This is a genomic window from Alteromonas sp. G4i35, assembly GCF_054960375.1.
Window position 1 is genome coordinate 1 of record NZ_JBHNZD010000011.1, and the last position, 18,693, is coordinate 18,693.

General features: G+C 44.5%; 16 protein-coding genes and 1 tRNA gene. 9 read left to right on the forward strand and 8 right to left on the reverse strand.

All coding sequences use genetic code 11. The features are described 5' to 3' along the window. Window positions 1–8: 8 nt before the first annotated feature. Window positions 9–85, reverse strand: a tRNA-Pro gene (locus ACFI6L_RS08400). 111 nt (window positions 86–196) lie between these two features. Then, on the reverse strand, window positions 197–658 hold the full coding sequence (locus ACFI6L_RS08405; protein WP_462573776.1) for a YHS domain-containing (seleno)protein: 462 nt from the start codon (window positions 656–658) through the stop codon (window positions 197–199). A gap of 128 nt (window positions 659–786) precedes the next feature. On the opposite strand from ACFI6L_RS08405, the gene ACFI6L_RS08410 reads away from it, so the two are divergent. Then, the gene (locus ACFI6L_RS08410; protein WP_462573777.1) at window positions 787–1,683 is read left to right on the forward strand and encodes an AraC family transcriptional regulator; all 897 of its coding nucleotides are present in this window, start codon (window positions 787–789) and stop codon (window positions 1,681–1,683) included. Here ACFI6L_RS08410 and ACFI6L_RS08415 read toward each other — a convergent pair. From ACFI6L_RS08415 to apbC, 3 genes are all read right to left on the reverse strand, one after another. Continuing rightward, window positions 1,670–3,106: an SLC13 family permease gene (locus ACFI6L_RS08415; protein WP_462573778.1), complete on the reverse strand. Its 1,437-nt coding sequence runs from the start codon at window positions 3,104–3,106 to the stop codon at window positions 1,670–1,672. The genes ACFI6L_RS08410 and ACFI6L_RS08415 overlap by 14 nt on opposite strands. Window positions 3,107–3,230: 124 nt before the next feature. Further along, entirely contained in the window at window positions 3,231–3,824 is a 594-nt protein-coding gene (dcd, locus tag ACFI6L_RS08420; protein ID WP_014976864.1) for a dCTP deaminase, read from the reverse strand. A gap of 224 nt (window positions 3,825–4,048) precedes the next feature. After that, on the reverse strand, window positions 4,049–5,155 hold the full coding sequence (gene apbC, locus ACFI6L_RS08425) for an iron-sulfur cluster carrier protein ApbC (RefSeq protein WP_202285789.1): 1,107 nt from the start codon (window positions 5,153–5,155) through the stop codon (window positions 4,049–4,051). 108 nt (window positions 5,156–5,263) lie between these two features. Between apbC and metG the strand changes: the two genes are divergently transcribed. Further along, window positions 5,264–7,291, forward strand: coding sequence for a methionine--tRNA ligase (gene metG / locus ACFI6L_RS08430; protein WP_014976866.1), 2,028 nt, complete (start codon window positions 5,264–5,266; stop codon window positions 7,289–7,291). A 342-nt stretch (window positions 7,292–7,633) separates the two neighbouring features. Beyond that, window positions 7,634–8,473, forward strand: coding sequence for a mechanosensitive ion channel family protein (locus tag ACFI6L_RS08435; protein ID WP_039225292.1), 840 nt, complete (start codon window positions 7,634–7,636; stop codon window positions 8,471–8,473). A 187-nt stretch (window positions 8,474–8,660) separates the two neighbouring features. On the opposite strand, the gene ACFI6L_RS08440 is transcribed toward ACFI6L_RS08435, so the two are convergent. Beyond that, window positions 8,661–9,518 carry a class I SAM-dependent methyltransferase gene (locus ACFI6L_RS08440; RefSeq protein WP_202285835.1) on the reverse strand — a complete coding sequence of 286 codons (858 nt, stop codon included), beginning with the start codon at window positions 9,516–9,518 and terminating at the stop codon, window positions 8,661–8,663. An 84-nt stretch (window positions 9,519–9,602) separates the two neighbouring features. Between ACFI6L_RS08440 and gloB the strand changes: the two genes are divergently transcribed. From gloB to ACFI6L_RS08460, 4 genes are all read left to right on the forward strand, one after another. Beyond that, window positions 9,603–10,394 carry a hydroxyacylglutathione hydrolase gene (gene gloB / locus ACFI6L_RS08445; RefSeq protein WP_039225290.1) on the forward strand — a complete coding sequence of 264 codons (792 nt, stop codon included), beginning with the start codon at window positions 9,603–9,605 and terminating at the stop codon, window positions 10,392–10,394. A gap of 64 nt (window positions 10,395–10,458) precedes the next feature. Then, window positions 10,459–12,123 carry a lytic transglycosylase gene (locus ACFI6L_RS08450; RefSeq protein WP_014976869.1) on the forward strand — a complete coding sequence of 555 codons (1,665 nt, stop codon included), beginning with the start codon at window positions 10,459–10,461 and terminating at the stop codon, window positions 12,121–12,123. An 80-nt stretch (window positions 12,124–12,203) separates the two neighbouring features. Next, entirely contained in the window at window positions 12,204–13,235 is a 1,032-nt protein-coding gene (locus ACFI6L_RS08455; protein WP_014976870.1) for a hypothetical protein, read from the forward strand. 119 nt (window positions 13,236–13,354) lie between these two features. Then, complete coding sequence (locus ACFI6L_RS08460; protein WP_231514300.1) at window positions 13,355–13,780, forward strand: halomucin; 426 nt, start codon at window positions 13,355–13,357, stop codon at window positions 13,778–13,780. A 19-nt stretch (window positions 13,781–13,799) separates the two neighbouring features. Here ACFI6L_RS08460 and ACFI6L_RS08465 read toward each other — a convergent pair whose 3' ends face one another. Then, window positions 13,800–14,234 carry an Lrp/AsnC family transcriptional regulator gene (locus tag ACFI6L_RS08465; protein WP_014949919.1) on the reverse strand — a complete coding sequence of 145 codons (435 nt, stop codon included), beginning with the start codon at window positions 14,232–14,234 and terminating at the stop codon, window positions 13,800–13,802. A 213-nt stretch (window positions 14,235–14,447) separates the two neighbouring features. Here ACFI6L_RS08465 and ctlX point away from each other — a divergent pair, with 213 nt between their 5' ends. After that, a complete protein-coding gene (gene ctlX / locus ACFI6L_RS08470; RefSeq protein ID WP_202285787.1) occupies window positions 14,448–16,454 on the forward strand; it encodes a citrulline utilization hydrolase CtlX in 2,007 nt (668 codons plus the stop codon). Between the two features lie 122 nt (window positions 16,455–16,576). On the opposite strand, the gene cysS is transcribed toward ctlX, so the two are convergent. Then, a complete protein-coding gene (gene cysS / locus ACFI6L_RS08475; RefSeq protein ID WP_202285785.1) occupies window positions 16,577–17,959 on the reverse strand; it encodes a cysteine--tRNA ligase in 1,383 nt (460 codons plus the stop codon). 185 nt (window positions 17,960–18,144) lie between these two features. Between cysS and ACFI6L_RS08480 the strand changes: the two genes are divergently transcribed. Further along, window positions 18,145–18,636 carry a peptidylprolyl isomerase gene (locus ACFI6L_RS08480; protein ID WP_278346826.1) on the forward strand — a complete coding sequence of 164 codons (492 nt, stop codon included), beginning with the start codon at window positions 18,145–18,147 and terminating at the stop codon, window positions 18,634–18,636. Window positions 18,637–18,693 lie beyond the last annotated feature (57 nt).

The following is an 18,693-nucleotide window of genomic DNA, read 5'->3' on the forward strand; positions in this document are numbered from 1 at the left end:
AGAGAAGTTGGTCGGTGTGAGAGGATTTGAACCTCCGACCCCTGACACCCCATGACAGTGCGCTACCAGGCTGCGCTACACACCGACCGAAAGAGCCGACAAGTCTACTCAATTTCAACGACTTTGCAATGTAAAAAAACCAAATAACCGCCTAAACGATTATTTGGTAAACAAAACCCAACTAAAACGAAGCTTATTACAAGTCGTCTGCACTTACATCTTTGATTTCTGGCCATTCTTCATTCGCCTCATTTATATGAGTAGGAATGTTCCTAGCCCATGCTTTGTATACACTTTCGTCTTTATTCACATAAAGTACGCCATCAACAATTTCAAACGCTTTGCCGTTTATTTCAAATTTCTTACCAAACGTTGCGCCGTAGGCACAAAAGCCGCCGTAAGCTGGTGCGTATTTGTCTGGGTTGCTTACAAACATGTCTCTATTTTTCTGCGATGAAAATCGGTAAATAGCGTCGTTGTGGACAGCCGTTATAGTCGCTTTACCCAGCACTGGCTTACCTTCAGTAAAATAAGCTACAGCGTCGTGCCCGGCTAAAATAATTCCGTTTTCGTCGGTCTCTGTATCAACGCCAGCGAATACCGCGCCACTAGCAATTAGTGAAACTGCAAATAAACTACCTTTTAAGAATACTCTCATGCTATTTCTTCTCCACATTGGTGTTTCGAGTGTTTTCACACTATCTCTGTATAAGTTCGAAGAATATGGTACGTACTTCGGTCTTATACAAACATGCTCCAAACGCTTAAATACTTGTCCAAAACACCATGAAAAATTTAGAAAGCCTTTTTGACCAACTTCAAATAACCACCAATGTATTTCACAACGGACAATATTGCGGTAACTGGCAAATTGACACTTCTGGCACCGGCTTTATTAATTTTCACGCCGTAACTCACGGTCAATGCTACTTACACCGTAACGACGACGGCCCAGTTCTGTTAGAAAAAGGCGACATGGTTTTACTGCCTGTTGATAGCCCACACCTTTTAAGTCCTACAAAAACTCACACTTACAAAAATGTTAGCGCAAGCTCTATTCCTGTTAGCGAGAAACTAGGAGCTGAAGGCCCGGTGCTACTTTGCGGTTACTTCGAGTATCAGCACCCTTTAATGAGAGTAATAACAAAAGAACTGCCAGAATTTTGGATAATTAAAAAAACATCAAAAGAAAGTAGAGTGCTACATGAAAGTCTGCAGTTACTTATCAGCGCGTCGTTAGAAGTGTCGGACTCAACCTTCACTTCGTCGGTTCTGCTAAACAAAATCGCTGAGGTTGTATTCCTTTTGATTGTGAAGCATTTAATGAGCAAGTACTCATCAACCTTAGGGGCTCTACTGCATCCGGCCATAGCAAATAGCCTTCAAGCGCTGCATAACGCGCCTGAACAACATTGGAACGTAGAAATGCTGGCGAGTATTGCGAATATGTCTAAATCTAACTACGCAGCAAAGTTCAAAGCCTGTGCAGGCGTAACTCCAATTAAATACCTAACGCAATGGCGCCTGCGTTGTGCCTGCACAGAAATAATCCAAAGCAACAAGCCGTTAATTACCATTGCAAACCAATATGGTTACGAAACGGAAGCTTCTTTTTCAAAGGCTTTTAAAAGAGAGATTGGCGTATCTCCTTCACAAAAGCGCGTTCAAACTAGGCCAGCGTAACGTAACACACCCCAGTGACTACCAGTGCAACTAACACGTTTAGCACCACACCCTCTCTGGCCATAGTTTTAATGTCGAACTTTTCCGTTGAGTATGCAATGGCGTTAGGCGCTGTAGCTACTGGCAGCATAAAAGCGCAACTTGCGCTAATTGCCGCGGGGATCATCAACAACTTAGGATCTACGCCCACAGCCATACCTGCGGCCGCTAGAATTGGCATTAGTAGTGTAGATGTTGCCGTGTTAGAGGTAATTTCCGTCAAGAAGGTAACGAACAAGCAAATTCCAAGTACCAATAGAAGAACAGGAAGCGTAGAAAGTCCCGTTAGCCATGTTCCCATAAGAACACTTAAGCCTGATGACATAAATGCTTTGGCTATACAAATACCGCCGGCAAACAATAACAACATGCCCCACGGAATATCGTTTGCGGTTCTCCAATCAAGCAGTTTGTCGTTGGTTCCTTTTTCGTCTACTTCACCGTTATCGTTTCCGCTGTTTGTAAAGAACATAGCAGCAACACCCGCTACGGCAATAGTACTGTCACTTATTGTGCTTATGCCTATCCAAGCAGTCCAAAAAGGTCTGAAAATCCAAGCTAAAGCGACAGTGCCAAAAATAGCAAGAACACGCTTCTCGGCTTTTGTCCATGTGCCTGGGACAGGTAAATCGATGTTCCCCACTTGTTTAATACCGCGCGCTAACCATAAGGCCATAATAGGTACGCCTAGTATTACGATTGGTACGCCTGTTTTCATCCAGTCGATAAAGCTGTATTCAATACCTTGGGTTTCTTCATACACGCTCATAAAGATAATATTAGGTGGCGTCCCAATCGGTGTCCCTACCCCACCTAAGCTTGCCGAATAAGCGATACCAAGTATAAGCGCCACGCCAAATCGCGGATTGTCTACTGCGTTGATAATAGCGATAGCCATTGGCAACATCATTAGGATTGTTGCCGTGTTACTAATCCACATACTGAGTACTGCAGTTGTTAACATGAAGCCCAGTACCAGCTTGAGCGGGCTGCCGCTGCCCGTTATACGCAACATGTAAATGGCGAAACGCTTGTGTAAGTTAGCGCGCTCCAACCCTTTTGAAAGCATGAAAGCAGCCATTAATAGAATGATAACGTGGCTTCCGAGAGCAGAGGCAGCTTCGCTGTGAGACAACACACCAAATAGCGGGAATAGCGCGAAGGGTAAAAGTGAGGTAGCGGGAATGGGGAGCGCTTCAGTCACCCAGAGCACAGCGACAAATAGCGTAATTGCTGCGGTAAAAATGATCTCGCTGGGCTGAGCAATAGCCCACAATCCCAAGCCACATAGTACTGAAGCGATAAAGGCAAATAGAATTATACTGTTTTTACGTGTTGGCTTTCGTTGTAGAGTTTCTGAAGAAGGTTCAGAGTTTGTGTGCATTGCGCTTCCCGTTACTAATAGCTTTATTATAAGTGCTAGTTATTGCTCTTATATTTTCTATCAGTAATTAGCGGGAAACGCACTACGCTTTTGCGAAAAAAACGTGTTTTTAAGACGGTTTCTTTTATTTACTCTCGTCGTCTGACGAGATTCGGCTTGCAACTGCGCCTGCTTGGCCTTTGTATTTAGCGTCCACTCTTGCGTTGTACGGTTTTTCAGCTGGCGCTGACAACACTTCGAAGCTAAGCGCCCCTATTTTCATTTTAGGGCGAAGCGCCAGCGGTAACTTACCACTGTTGTAAAACTCAAGAACGATGTTGCCCGACCAGCCTGGATCTATTCGATGCGCGGTCACGTGAACCATTAAGCCCAAACGCGCAAGCGAAGAACGCCCGTCTAACCAACCTACGATGTTGTCAGGCAAGGTTACTGACTCGTGGGTAATGGCAAGCGCTAGCTCCCCAGGGTGTAGAAAGAAGGCTTTACCCTCTTCTAGTTCAATTTCATCGCTCATAACATGGTCAAGCGCTTCTTGAACCTGTGCTTTCGGCCCACTTAAATCGATAAACGGCGCTTGGTGATCTTCAAACACGCGAAATTTATTACCTAGGCGGATATCTACCGTTACACCACTTATTTGATCATAGCTGGGTGTAGGGTCAATTTTAATTTTTCCATCTTGCAGATGTTGGTAGATATCGCGGTCGCACAAGCGCATGGTGTATTCCTCATTTCGTTAGGCCGCTATTATGCGTATGTCGCCGCATGCATTCAACTGCTCAAAGGCTTGTTTTATCTGCTTTTGCGCAATTTTCGTATAGTTTTATCAAATTTTAAATTTAAGTAATCGAACCTGACTATAATTCACCTTTACTACACCTGTCTGAATTTACCTATCCGATGTGCATTCCTGATATTTGTTACCTAGATATTTCAAGCTAGTTACTCTTTACCAACAATGCCAATAGGGTTGCCCTTAATGTGTTTAACTACCCCTTTTCGTGGCGCAACAGTAAAAGCCAATTGCATAGACAGGGCGCGAGCAGCCTCGCGATAACTTTCACTCAATGCACTTTCAGGCGAGGTAATTAACAAAGGCGTGCCGGCATCGCCATGCTCGCGAATATGGATATCAAGCGGCAGCTGACCTAAAAGCGGCAAACCGTGACGTTCGGCCAGCGCCTCGCCACCGTCTTTTGAAAACACATAATCTTTGGTACCACAGGCTCTACACTGGTAGTAACTCATGTTTTCAATAAGCCCTAATACAGGTACGTTCACTTTTTCAAACATGCTTATGCCTTTTTGGGCGTCGGCTAGCGCTAAGTCTTGCGGCGTTGTAACTACTACAGAAGCAGTCAGCGGTACTTGTTGCGCCATTGTCAGTTGGATATCGCCTGTACCTGGTGGCATGTCTACAATCAAGTAGTCCAGCACAGGCCATAGGGTTTCATCTAATAATTGCTTTAACGCTCTGCTAGCCATGGGCCCTCGCCATACGGCCGCGTCTTCTTGAGGCACTAAGTAACCAATTGAGTTCGCCACTAGCCCATGTGCCATAAGGGGCTGCATGTGCTTATTATCTTCGCTTTCAGGGTGCGCATCGGGGTTGCCCAACATAATGGGAATAGACGGCCCATAAATATCGGCATCTAAAATCCCAACTTTCGCCCCTTCTTGCATAAGCGCAAACGCTAAATTAATACTGGTTGTCGACTTACCTACGCCGCCCTTGCCAGAGGCCACCGCTATGATGTTTTTAATGTTGGTGACCGGTGCTACTTCAGTTTCTCCACTCGCTACGTTTTGTTTAAACGTAAGCAGCTCATCGCCAAGCTTCCCTTTTAGCTGGTTAAGCACTTCTTGTTTGAGCGCGTCTAGCTGTGTAGCAATACAAAACGGCAAAGTAACTGTCACACCGGCATCTTCATTTTCTGGCTGGCTAAAAGCACACCATGGCAAGGTATCTTCAACATCTAACGAAAAATACTTGGCCAAAATTACAGCAACTTTTTGAGTTGCCGGCTCTGCTTTGCGAGAAAAGAACATAAAATGCCTTACTAGTAGTAGAATTGTGTGAATTACGTAATGCAAAAAACGCGGTTTTCCGCTAGTATTTGCAGCCATTTTGAAACGCAAAGAATCAATAACGTCATTATGTCAGAAAAACGCCGAATTCTGGTAACCAGTGCGTTGCCATACGCAAATGGCTCTATTCACTTAGGTCATTTGCTAGAACACATTCAAACCGACATCTGGACTCGTTTTCAGCGCCTTCGCGGAAACGAATGTTACAGTGTTTGCGCCGACGATGCACACGGTACTCCGGTTATGCTTAAAGCCCAAGAGCTTGGCATTACACCAGAAGAAATGGTGGCAAGAACGCGTGCTGAACATCACCAAGACCTTGTTGATTTTCACGTAGATTACGACAACTACTATGTAACCCATTCGCCAGAAAACAAGGCGCTGTGTGAAGAAATTTACACCCGTTTAGATAATGCGGGCTACATCAGCAAACGCACCATTAATCAGCTGTTCGACCCTGAAAAAGAAATGTTCTTGCCAGACCGTTTCGTTAAGGGTACCTGCCCTAGCTGTGGCGCAGAAGATCAAAACGGCGACAGCTGTGACGTATGTGGCGCAACGTATAGCCCAACAGAAGTGAAAAACCCTCGCAGCGTAGTATCGGGTGCTACACCAGTACTACGTGAGTCTGAGCACTTCTTCTTTGACCTGCCAAAATTTGAAGGCATGTTAAAAGAGTGGATCCGCTCAGGTGCCCTGCAGGAAGAAATGGCTAACAAGCTGCAAGAATGGTTTACTGAAGGTCTTCAACAGTGGGACATCAGCCGTGATGCGCCTTACTTTGGCTTTGAAATTCCAGGTGCGCCGAACAAGTTCTTCTACGTGTGGGTAGATGCGCCTGTTGGCTACATGGCAAGTTTCAAAAACTTCTGCGACCAAAACAATCTAGAGTTTGATGACTTCTGGAAAGCAGACTCAGAGGCTGAGCTTTATCACTTTATTGGTAAAGATATTACCTACTTCCACTGCCTGTTCTGGCCTGCGATGCTAGAAGGTGCGGGATACCGTAAGCCCACTGGTGTAAATATTCACGGTTTCGTCACCGTAAACGGCGCGAAAATGTCAAAGTCGCGCGGTACGTTTATTAAAGGCCGTACTTACCTTGACCATCTGAACCCAGAATATCTGCGTTACTACTTTGCGTCTAAGTTGGGCGACGGTGTTACCGACATCGACCTTAACTTTACTGACTTCGCACAAAAAGTGAATTCAGACTTGGTAGGTAAAGTGGTTAACATTGCAAGCCGCTGTGCAAGCTTTATCACTAAGCGTTTCGACGGCAAATTGTCTGACAATGTGATTGAGCCAGAGCTTATTGCAGAGTTCCAAAACGCGTCAGAGAGCATTGCTGCACTTTTCGAGAAGCGTAAGTACCACCAAGCCGTGCGCGAAATCATGGCCCTTGCTGACAAAGCGAACCAGTTCATTGATAACAATGCACCTTGGGTAACCATTAAAGACGAGACTAAGCAGCAGTTCACACACGATGTATGCTCGCTAGGTATTAACATGTTCCGTCTGTTGGTGATTTACTTAAAGCCTGTACTGCCAGTACTTGCAGAAAAAGCAGAAGAATTCTTAAACGATAAGTTCGACTGGAATTCACTGCAAACCCTATTGAAAGGCCACGCCATCAACAAATTTAAGCCGATGATGCAGCGTGTAGAAATGGAGAAAATCGACGCCATGGTTGAAGATTCAAAAGAAAGCCTAGCGCCAGCAGCACCGGCTATCGACCCAGACAGCCCGCTTGCTAAAGACCCTATTAGCGACACTATCTCGTTTGATGAGTTCGCCAAGGTAGATTTACGTATTGCACGTATTGCTAAAGCTGAACACGTAGAGAAAGCTGACAAACTTTTACGTTTAGAGCTAGATTTAGGTGGCGAAACTAAACAAGTTTTTGCAGGTATTAAGTCGGCCTACTCGCCTGAAGCCCTAATCGGTAAACATACGGTAATGGTAGCGAACCTCGCCCCTCGTAAAATGCGTTTTGGCATGAGTGAAGGCATGGTATTAGCCGCGGGCCCTGGTGGCGACGAGCTATACATTCTTGAGCCGCACGAAGGTGCAAAGCCGGGTATGCGTGTTAAGTAAGCTGTAAAGCGCCCCCTTAAAAGTAAGGTGACATTCAGCGCTATAACGCGACGGGATGTCACCTTTTTATTGGGCGGTCAAAGCGGCGCTTAGATTTATAAAGCAAAAATCATATAACCAGAATCAAGGTGCAAGCACGTAACTTGGTATGCTAATAAGCCTTATCATCCTACACTCCTCACTCACTAATTACTTACCCACTCACTAACCTTATCTGCATAAGGCAAATCGGCTAGAAAATTCTTGTCAAAAAACAGCGCAGTTCCGTTCGGTTTGAATCAAGGCGATCTAACCCTCTTTTTTTAACGTAATCAACGTGGTTAATTAATAAAAGAGGTATTTATGGAAGATTTCTTCGGGACTAATATCGATTTATCGGAATTAACCGAAAAAGCTATATCACTGGTGATGACTTACACCCCCAAATTGTTGTTGGCTATTCTTACTTTGGTGGTGGGTCTCTGGTTAGTGAATCGTTTTGTAAACCTATTAGATCATCGGCTAGGTAAAAAGGATCCCACGTTAAATAAGTTTCTGTGCGGACTTATCAGTGCGGTGCTAAAAGTAATGCTGTTGATTTCAGTTGCCTCAATGATAGGCATTGAAACCACCTCATTTATTGCCGTCGTAGGTGCAGCAGGTTTAGCTATTGGTCTGGCATTACAAGGCAGCCTGGCGAACTTTGCTGGCGGTGTGCTAATACTGATTTTTAAACCCTTTAAAGTGGGTGACACCATTGAAGCAGAGGGTCATTTAGGCTCAGTGTCAGAGATACAAATTCTTTATACTGTACTTAACACTTTTGACAATAAGCGCATAGTTATTCCCAATGGCAGCCTATCTAATGCCACGTTAATTAACGTTAGCGTATATGATAAACGCCGTTGCGACATGACATTTGGTATAGGCTACGATGACGATATCGATAAAGCAAAGAAGGTGTTGCAGCGTCTGTTTGAAGAAGATGAGCGCTCGTTAACCGACCCTGCACCAAGAATTTGTGTAGGCGGATTAGGCGATAACTCAGTCGATCTGATGTTTAGACCGTGGGTCGCCACAGATGACTTGTGGCCTTACTACTGGGATATGCAGGAAAAAGTTAAAAAAGCTTTTGACGAAGAAGGTATTAGCATCCCATATCCACAACGAGATGTGCACCTCTATAAAACGAGTAACGACTAACGTCTCAGTTAGGAGATAGCAGTCTATGCTATCTCCTATTCCCCTTTCAAACTTGCTAAAAAACGCGAAAGCCATCCGTTTTAATTACAACATCTTGGTAAATATAGAAGATGGTTAGCGTCTGTCGCTGCTTTCAAGTTAAGAGCTTGGCGTGCTCTCTCTGCACATGGCATACTCATTAACAATACTAGCGCAGCGTGCGATTCATCGTAGAGGTCCTTACACTGGCGCCCACCGCGGAAAAACGCGGCTTCAAATTGCGTTTGGGTTTTATTGCGGTCATGGGTATAACCCGCTTTTTCGCGAGTATTACGTACACCGCACTGCACCATGGCAAGTAAGATGCTAAATAGTCTTGAAGCTTAACCGCCCCTTTCCATTTTTGTTGAAAAAAGAGCGTTGAAAACATCACTTGACGTTGTTCAACAATTTCAAATCCCAGCAGCTGAAGCCAATCTTTAATGCGATAGGACGTAAAAAAGCGTGCATCGTGTAGGATATTTCCGCGCTTAACAGGTAGAAATTTGGCAATTCCGGCGAGGCTTAAGGGGTTAAAGCCACTTATGATCACATAACCGTTTTGTGTAATAACGCGGTCTACTTCTCTTAATATTTCGTGAGGGTCTTGCGCAAAATCTAATTCATTAGCAAGTAGAAAGCCATCAATGCTGTTTTCGGCGAAAGGTAAGCAGTGCGACTGCCCCACTACCGTGTTTTCTCTACTTATTTTCGGTTCGCGTTTATCACCGCCTAACGATATACCCGATGCATTGTGATTGGGAAAGCCCTCTTTCGCTTCATTGTGGTGTGGCTGCTCGCTAGCTAGGTCATTAAACGGAACGTGATTGATGTGGTGTCGAATTGGGCTGGTATCGAGATTTATATCGGCACTTAGCGAGCCTAGTTTGGCAAAGTGATACCCAAAAATTCGCTCAGCATAATCGCTACAAACTGCATTGACCGCATGTCGAATGTGCTCTCCGGCGGGGAAATCATTCCAACTTGTAGGGTAGCGTGGCGGTTTGGCTTTAAACGCCGATCTCATTAACACTGCGCGCTCTTAGGTTGCTCTGCTCTTCACAAGTCCCTATAGTAACGCATAATTCTACCTACACAAGCAGGTACTCTTATGACGGCAGAAACACTTCCTTCAGGCGTAGCCATTCATCCTATTCCCGCTTTTACCGACAATTACATTTGGTGTATTTATAACGAGAGTAGCGCTATTGTTGTCGACCCAGGTGATGCTGAGCCAGTGTTGGCCTTTATTAAAGCCAAAGGCTTAACGCTGAGCGCAGTTCTCATCACTCATCACCACAGAGACCACACAGGTGGTATTGCTAAATTAGTATCTGCAGTACCAGATTTGCCAGTTATTGGCCCAAGAGGCAATCACATAAGAGGAATAACTAAATCTGTTTCTCAAGGCGATACTGTCTCGCTACCTGTTTTTAAAATGGCGCTGCAAGTAATGGAAGTGCCAGGTCATACCCTTGATCACATTGCTTTCTTCGGGCATGGCGCATTGTTTTGCGGCGACACGTTATTTTCAGCAGGTTGCGGACGATTGTTTGAAGGTTCGCCAGAGCAAATGCATCATTCACTGAATAAGTTAAAGCGACTGCCCGACACCACGAAAGTGTTCTGTACACATGAGTACACTCAGGCTAATGTCCAGTTTGCTTTAGCCGTAGAGCCAGACAATAAAGCGCTGTGTGACTACGCACAGTGGGTGGCAGAAAAACGCGCTCAAGGTCAGCCTACACTACCAAGTAATCTCAAAGAGCAAAAAAACATAAACCCATTTTTACGGGCTCATGAACTTTCTGTGAAAACTGCTGCCGAAGCCTATTGCGAAAATAACCTGGCTGACGATGTAGCGGTATTTGCTGCAGTTCGCCGCTGGAAAGATGAGTTTTGATGCAAAAGTAAGCCGATTATCGTAAAATGGTCGGTTTGCAGTGCTCCACGAGGTTTCTTCATATATGCAGTTGAAGTTTTTCCCACTGTCGCCACTGATATTGGCGCTAGGTTTAACGGGTTGTCAGTTAACCGATAATAATAACGACAATGCACAATTAGAAAGTAACGAAACCGCTTCACTAGAAGCGTGCAGTGAAATTCATAACAACGAAGAAGCCATTTCTGATTGTGAAATTGCAAGAGACGGCGTTATTGATGTTGTTCACCCCAATGATGATACGCTAGAAGAAGGCGCTGAGCTTACCGATACACCGGATATGCATACGCAGGCGGTGGTTACTGACGTATGGGAACGTGCAAGTGCGAATTTCGCCTTACCTATCCCTGACGACAAACGCATTAGCGCACAGCGTAAATGGTACCTGAAGCACCCAGAGTATATGGCTCGCGTTGTAAAACGTGCCAAGCCTTTTCTTTATTACATTACCGAAGAAATTGAAAAGCGCGACATGCCGATGGAGCTTGTGCTTTTACCAATAGTAGAAAGTGCTTTCGATCCCTTTGCTTATTCCCATGGCCGAGCGGCTGGAATGTGGCAGTTTATTCCTGGCACAGGCAAGCGCTTTGGTATGCAACAGAATTGGTGGTATGACGGACGTCGAGACGTTGTTGCGTCTACTCAAGGTGCACTTGACTATCTAACCTATCTAAACGAAATGTTTGATGGTAATTGGCTGCACGCACTTGCCGCCTATAATAGTGGCGAAGGCCGCGTTCAAAGGGCTATTAAAGCTAACAAACGCGCGGGTAAACCTACCGACTTTTGGAACTTAAATTTACCCAAAGAGACACGTGCTTACGTGCCTAAATTGCTTGCGCTGGCTGATATTCTAAAAAATAAAGATGAATATGCGTATGCGTGGCCTGAAGTTGAGAATGTAGCGGTTATCGAAGTTGTTGATATCGGCTCACAGGTCGATTTAGCGTTTGCCGCCGAACTTGCTGGTATGTCTTTAAAAGAACTACACGGGTTAAACCCAGGGTTCAATCGTTGGGCAACGTCACCAGAAGGACCACATAGATTAATACTTCCCCTTGATAAGGCTGCTGCGTTCTCTCAAGCACTGGCTAAAATTGATCAAAAAGAGCGATTGAACTGGGTGCGCCACTCGGTGAAGCCCGGCGACAGTTTAGGTAAAATCGCAAAGCAGTATCACACCACCGTGAAAGTTCTTAAAAAAGTGAATGAGCTAGACTCGTCCATGATCCGCGTGGGTCAAGCGATAATGGTACCAGTAGCACTTCAAGAACTGGACAGCTACACATTATCTCAGGAACAGCGTCTAGCCAGCTTGCAGAACGGCAACACGTCTAAGCAAAAAGTACGTCATACCGTACAATCTGGTGATACGCTTTGGGATATTGCCCGTAAGTACAATATAGGCACTAAACAGTTAGCTAAATGGAACGGTATGGCCCCTGGCGATATGCTTCACCCTGGCAAAACCTTAGTTATCTGGCAGGAAGGTAAAGCGCAAGACGGTGTTACCAAAAAAGTGACCTACACAGTAAGAAATGGCGATTCGTTGTCTCGTATAGCCAGCAAGTTCAATGTTAGAGTAAGCGACATAGGCAAGTGGAATTCACTTAATACCAAGCGCTATTTACAACCTGGTCAGAAGCTAAAACTTTATGTAGACGTAACAAGGTTGAACGCATCAAGCTAACCTTTAATACTTAAAGTTCAATACTGTTCATGCCTAACTGCATTTACGTTACGCTTTAAGTCAGAATACAGGATAAGGAAATGCTAAGAATTAACCGAGAAAATTTGCGAAACAGTCATGAAACGCCTTGGTTAATCTTAGATTTAGTCATGTTAGGTATACTTTTTGTGAACCTAACATGGCTCATTTTCGACGCCTTATACGCCACCGACTTTGTCTATGGTCTATTGGGCACGTATTTTCCCGCTTTTCTTAGTGCTTACGATCCCGTTCACAACAACTTTTTGTTGGTCGATTTGGTGTTTATCGCCATTTTCTTCAGCGAATTTTGCTTCCGGTGGGTTGTAGCTATTGTGCGTAAAGAACACTTACGCTGGTACTTTTTTCCGTTTTTGCATTGGTACGACATCATAGGTCTAATCCCTACTGGACCTACCCGCCTATTTCGTTTCTTGCGCATATTTTCTATTTTGCACCGCCTGCACAAATTCGAAATCATCGACTTAAATCAAACCGCGGTCTTTCGCTTTTTTGCGTTTTACTACGATGTATTTGTTGAAGAGTTAAGCGACCGAATTGTTGTAAAAGTGCTCAGCGATGCGCAAAAAGACATCTCAGCAGGTTCGCCTTTATTAGACGATATCAACGCACAGGTACTGGCCCCCCGCCGTCCTGTCATTACCCAATGGATGGCTGGCGTTATAAACCATTTAGGTCAGTCAATTCAAAGCGAAGAGCACGGCGAGGTGATACGGGAGCACGTGCGCAAGAGCGTGGGTAAAGCGGTGAGAAGTAATGCACAAGTTTCTTCCCTGCATTACCTACCTGTTATCGGCAAAACCATTGAAAATACGTTGGAAGAGTCAGTCACCGATATCGTGACCACATCGCTAGTTAACCTGTTAAGCGACTTAGACGCAGAGCGCATCGACCATTTCATTTCAGTCGGCATGCACGACTATACCCCTACCGCCGATGCACTTGATAAAGAAGTACTTAACGTTGTAAACGAATGCTTAGAACTGGTGAAAGCGCACGTTGCACAGCAGCGTTGGAAGTCACATCTCACCGAAAAAGAATCGGCAATCCCCACTGGCAAGCCCGAAATTTAATTAATTTGCAAAGCGATAGAGTCAAGGTGAACGCTAGCAGTATTCTGTTCAGCCACTGTTTATACAAATAAGCTAATATAAAGTCCTTACGAATATAATTATAACGATTAGAGGGACTTATGATGAAAATTAAACGCTGCAGAATGTTCAGCCGCTCATTTAACCACGCAATACTTGCAAGTTGTATAACGGCGTTTGCTTCAGGCTGCATGGTGATCTTGCCGACCTCTTCTATTTCCACCAACCAAGAACCTGAAAAAATAGTTGAGCGCATTGAATACAATGCAAACCGATGCTGGTCCACACTGCATCAGCCAATCCATAGCGATATAGTCGTAAACACGTATACAATACAAAACGGCTACAAACTCACGGCCAGTCGTAAAGAAGGGAGCACCCCGCAATATCCTTTTTTACACGTCACCGTTACCCACTCAACCTACGGCAGCGAGGTATCTGTTCGAGAAGGTGAGTTTAACTTGGGCACAGACTTAAATTTAAGTGATGATGTAAATCGATGGATAAATGGCGACAATAGCTGCTAAGACTGATAAGGCGTACACACTATTTTTCAGTAGTAGACAGAATAATACTCGTCTCACTATTAAGCACGCCTTTAACGCCGCGCACTTCTTTTAAAATGCCATCTAAGTGCGCGAGACTTTCGGCGGTTATAACAATAAGTAAATCCCAATTTCCGTTTGTAGTATGAAACCGCTCAACACCATTCACCTGCCTAAGCTTACTAATAAGCTGTGTTGTACTAAGCCCTTCAAGCTCGACTGACATAAGAGCTTTTATTTTGTCTGGTTGCAGCTGCTCGTTAACACGAATAGTAAAACCGTCGATCACCCCCGAATTTACTAACCTGTCGATTCGTTTTTGCACCGTATTTCGCGATAACGAGAGGACTTCAGCTAGCACGGTTACAGGTGTTCGCGCATCGCGCTTCAATATATCGAGAAGCTCGCGATCTTTCGCATCTAAATCTACATACATGGTCGTTTCCCCAATAGATAAACAAATCGTCGAGTCATTAACGCATTATCCAAGACTAATTAGCGAAAAGCATAATGATAAAACAATTGAGCATTATGCTTAAACTAAATAACAACTTGCAACACCTTGAGCATGGTTAAGTGAATTCGCCAGAGAATAAAATACACGCTCTTTTCAGTGGAAATATTTCAGCTAAGGGCTGTAGGACGTTATATGCAAGCCAGTCACATCAAAAACTCACGATTAACTACACCAAATTCCGTTTTAATGGTACGCCCCTGTGCCTTTCGCCCCAACGAACAAACAGCCAAAGACAATAGTTTTCAGAAGCCCCTTGTATCGACGGGAAGAAATAGAGCGGAAATATCAAAAAATGCGTGTGCGGAATTTGATGAGATGGTTCGCACTTTACGTATGAACCACATAACGGTAGAGGTGTTTGAAACAGAAGGGGAAAACACGCCCGATGCCGTATTTCCAAATAATTGGTTAAGTACACATCCCAACGGTTTGCTTGTCACCTACCCTATGTACTGTGAAAACCGCCGAGCGGAGCGTCGTGACGATATTGTCAGTTATCTGCAGCAACACTATATCGTACAGCAAGCTAAAGATTTATCTTTCCTTGAAGAAGACGGAGATATTGTTGAAGGTACAGGGGCTATGGTGATCGACCATGTAAACGCGCTAGCCTATGTTTGCCTATCCCAACGAGCCAATAAGAGAGCTGTAATATCGGCGTGTAAAGCTATTGGTTTAACGCCTATATGTTTTAGCGCCTTTGATACTGCTGGTACGGCGATTTACCACACCAACGTAATGATGTGTGTGGGCAGTGATTTTGCCATTGTTGCTACTAGCATGATAGAAGAAAGCGACAAAAATGTGGTGCTTTCAACACTTAAGGAGACGGGTAAAAACGTCATCGAAATTAGCGAAGAACAAGTGAATAGTTTTGCCGGAAACTGCCTAGAGCTTTTGAATAGCAATGGAAAACGTTTATTACTTATATCAGACACTGCTTTTAGTTCAATGAACGAAGAGCAACTAGCTTTACTACCCAGCGATCTTACTTTACTTCCCATCGCAGTGCCTACTATTGAAATGGGAGGAGGCTCCGTTCGCTGCATGGTCGCGGGTATTCACCTTGAGTGTAAAACGATTGGCGCTGAACAAACTACGACTAATAACATCAGCTTTGACACCCGCGTGAGACTAGCAAAAGGTGATGACTTGGAAGGCTTGCTTGCGTTAGCTGAAGCTGCATCGCCAGGTATGACAACCTTCCCACCGGATAGAGCAACGCTTGATAACAAATTAAAGCGTTCAATTAGAGAAGAACAAAAACTTATGCGTCAAGAGCGTCCAGACTACCTTTTGTTTGTATTGGAGGACCTTCGAACTGGCAAGCTTATTGGTACATCTGCAATTTTTGGTGAATTAGGAAAAGAGGACAGTTTTTATAGTTACAAACGAGAAAAAGTCGCACAGCGAAATAAATCACTAGGCGCACACTACACCCATGACATACTGCACCTAAGTCACCATTTTGAGGGCTACGCGGAAGTGGCATCGCTCTACTTACTGCCTGAATACAGAAAACACTTCAACGGAAAACTACTTTCAAAAGTACGCTACCTTTTTATGGGTTTACATCAGCATGTATTTCCAAAGCAGGTCATGGCCGATCTACGAGGCTATGTAAATACGCATGGGGACTCGCCTTTCTGGAATGCCGTCGGACGTCACTTTTTTCCTATGACATACGCTGAAGCGGATTTATATGGCGCCGTAAATGGAAATCAATTTATTGCTGATTTAATGCCTAAACTTCCGCTGTATGTAAATATGTTACCCAAAGAGGCTCAGTTGGCTATTGGTAAACCACATAACGACGGCCAACCCGCTATGGCAATGCTTGAAAAAGAAGGGTTTAAATTCACGAACTACATCGATATTTTTGATGGTGCGCCAAGTATGGAAGCTGAAGTTTTAAGCCTAAAAACTGTCAAATCAACAAAGCAAGTAAGAATAAAAGTTTGCGAAGGTACAAGGCGCGGCACCGAGAGTAAAATGACGCTTGTCGCCACGTTAAGCCAGCCTTTTTATGCAATGATGGCAGAAACCGAAGAACAAGACGAAATAGCTGTTATTTCTCGCAAAACAGCACAAGCATTAAACGTTAGCTCGGGATATACCATTTTACTTTCAGATGTTTAGCCTCGTACGTATATCCAAAAACCGCCGTTCAATGACGAAAACTCGGTGTGCGCTTTGAGCTTAACTAAAAAGAAAGCCCGCAAATGCGGGCCTTCATTCTATTAAAAAGTATGGGCTGCTAATTACGCTTTACGCCACGTAGTACCGCTTGGGCCGTCTTCTAACACTACGCCTTTTGCGTTTAACGCATCGCGTGCGGCATCTGCCGCTGCCCAGTCTTTGGAAGCACGGGCATCGTTACGCTGTTTAATTAACGCTTCAATTTCAGCCGCTTCGTCGTCATTGCCTTCACCGCCTTTCAAGAAGGTGTCTGGATCACTTTGAAGCATACCCAAAATTGCGCCTAGGCCTTTAAGAACAGCAGCCAGTTTACCTGCTTCTTCTACGTTATCTTTTTGGCGGTTAAGCTCACGTGCCACATCGAACAACACCGAAAAGGCTTCAGGTACGTTTAAGTCGTCGTTCATTGCTGCTTCGAAACGCTTCAGATAGCCACCGTAGCTCAGATCAGTGCTTTCATCTACTTCAACACCACGAAGGGCTGTATACAAACGCTCTAGGGCGGCCTTCGCTTGAGTAATATTGTCTTGAGAGTAACTTAACTGGCTACGGTAATGCGCCGACATCAGGAAGAAACGCAATGTTTCTGAGTCGTGCTCTTTAAGCACATCGCGCAAGGTAAAAAAGTTACCCAATGACTTAGACATTTTTTCGTCATTAACCTGTACCATACCCGCGTGCATCCACACGTTTACGTAAGGTGTGTCATACGCACAGCACGACTGAGCCACTTCGTTTTCGTGATGTGGGAACGTTAAATCTGAGCCACCGCCGTGAATATCAAAGTGCGCACCAAGATGCTTATGATTCATTGCAGAACATTCAATGTGCCATCCCGGACGTCCCTCGCCCCATGGCGATTGCCATGCCGGCTCACCAGGCTTGGTGGTTTTCCACAGTACGAAGTCTAGCGGGTCGTCTTTTCCTGCCGCCACTTCAACACGAGCACCCGCTTTAAGCTGATCTAAGTCTTGTTTGCTTAACTTGCCATAATCTTCGTACTTGCTTACGTCGAATAGTACATCGCCGCTTTTGGCTTGATAGGCGTAGCCTTTGTCCATTAGTCGCTGGATAATTTCAATGATCTCATCCATATGTCCACTTACTGTCGGCTCGACGTCTGGCTCTAGTAAGTTAATCGCCGCAAAGTCTTCGTGCATCATGGCAATAGTGCGTGCAGTTAGCGCCTCAAAGCTTTCGCCATTTTCATTGGCGCGAGCAATAATCTTATCGTCGATATCGGTGATATTGCGCACGTACTTCACATCTAAACCAAGGTGGCGCATGTAGCGTACTAAGACATCGAAACTCAGGTAAGTACGGGCATGACCCATATGACTTAGGTCATAAACGGTAATACCACAAACATACAAACCCACTTTCCCTTCTTGAAGCGGTACAAACTTCGCTTTTTCACGGGTTCGGGTGTTGTAAAGATGTAGCATGTCTATATTTCCTATTTGTCATAATTTTTCGGCCGCAAAGTTTAGCACTGTCACGATTTAAATGGTACAGGCCTTTTGCAATGATATGGCTGGGTTTTGCGATAACTGTCTCTTTGCGCTAACGACTCGTTTTACGCTAAAATGCCGCTACTTTATATGTATGCTAACACACAGGACAAACCACAATGGTTACGTTAAAAACAAATTTCGGTGACATCACCCTAGAGCTTTTTGAAGATAAAGCACCTAAAACGGTAGCTAACTTCATTTCTTACGTTGAAAACGGTTTTTTTGATAACACTATTTTTCACCGTGTAATCAACAACTTTATGATCCAAGGTGGTGGTTTTACGCCAGATATGGATCAGAAAGACACAAAAGACCCTATTGAAAACGAAGCGGACAACGGCGTAGCAAACGAAGTGGGTACAATCGCGATGGCACGTACCCAAGATCCACACTCTGCGACGGCTCAGTTTTTTATTAATGTAAATAACAACGACTTCCTTAACCACTCTAGCAAGTCTGTCAATGGTTGGGGCTACTGTGCATTCGGTAAAGTAACTGAGGGTATGGATGTTGTTGAAAAAATTAAAGCGGTTAAAACCGGTAACAGCGGCTATCACCAAGATGTTCCTGTTGAGCCTGTTATCATTGAAAAGGCGATTATTTCTTAAATAGCTGTCTCAATAACGCCTTGGCCAATATGATTTTCAAGACATACTCAAGGCCTT

What these genes read in the sequence shown, in the direction of transcription:
- gloB (WP_039225290.1), top strand. Translation starts at nt 9,603, where the DNA reads ATGACGGCAGAAACACTTCCTTCAGGCGTAGCCATTCATCCTATTCCC.
- dcd (WP_014976864.1), bottom strand. Translation starts at nt 3,824, where the DNA reads ATGCGCTTGTGCGACCGCGATATCTACCAACATCTGCAAGATGGAAAA.
- ACFI6L_RS08460 (WP_231514300.1), top strand. Translation starts at nt 13,355, where the DNA reads ATGATGAAAATTAAACGCTGCAGAATGTTCAGCCGCTCATTTAACCAC.
- metG (WP_014976866.1), top strand. Translation starts at nt 5,264, where the DNA reads ATGTCAGAAAAACGCCGAATTCTGGTAACCAGTGCGTTGCCATACGCA.
- ctlX (WP_202285787.1), top strand. Translation starts at nt 14,448, where the DNA reads ATGCAAGCCAGTCACATCAAAAACTCACGATTAACTACACCAAATTCC.
- cysS (WP_202285785.1), bottom strand. Translation starts at nt 17,959, where the DNA reads ATGCTACATCTTTACAACACCCGAACCCGTGAAAAAGCGAAGTTTGTA.
- ACFI6L_RS08435 (WP_039225292.1), top strand. Translation starts at nt 7,634, where the DNA reads ATGGAAGATTTCTTCGGGACTAATATCGATTTATCGGAATTAACCGAA.
- apbC (WP_202285789.1), bottom strand. Translation starts at nt 5,155, where the DNA reads ATGTTCTTTTCTCGCAAAGCAGAGCCGGCAACTCAAAAAGTTGCTGTA.
- ACFI6L_RS08415 (WP_462573778.1), bottom strand. Translation starts at nt 3,106, where the DNA reads ATGCACACAAACTCTGAACCTTCTTCAGAAACTCTACAACGAAAGCCA.
- ACFI6L_RS08455 (WP_014976870.1), top strand. Translation starts at nt 12,204, where the DNA reads ATGCTAAGAATTAACCGAGAAAATTTGCGAAACAGTCATGAAACGCCT.
- ACFI6L_RS08450 (WP_014976869.1), top strand. Translation starts at nt 10,459, where the DNA reads ATGCAGTTGAAGTTTTTCCCACTGTCGCCACTGATATTGGCGCTAGGT.
- ACFI6L_RS08440 (WP_202285835.1), bottom strand. Translation starts at nt 9,518, where the DNA reads ATGAGATCGGCGTTTAAAGCCAAACCGCCACGCTACCCTACAAGTTGG.
- ACFI6L_RS08465 (WP_014949919.1), bottom strand. Translation starts at nt 14,234, where the DNA reads ATGTATGTAGATTTAGATGCGAAAGATCGCGAGCTTCTCGATATATTG.
- ACFI6L_RS08410 (WP_462573777.1), top strand. Translation starts at nt 787, where the DNA reads ATGAAAAATTTAGAAAGCCTTTTTGACCAACTTCAAATAACCACCAAT.
- ACFI6L_RS08405 (WP_462573776.1), bottom strand. Translation starts at nt 658, where the DNA reads ATGAGAGTATTCTTAAAAGGTAGTTTATTTGCAGTTTCACTAATTGCT.
- ACFI6L_RS08480 (WP_278346826.1), top strand. Translation starts at nt 18,145, where the DNA reads ATGGTTACGTTAAAAACAAATTTCGGTGACATCACCCTAGAGCTTTTT.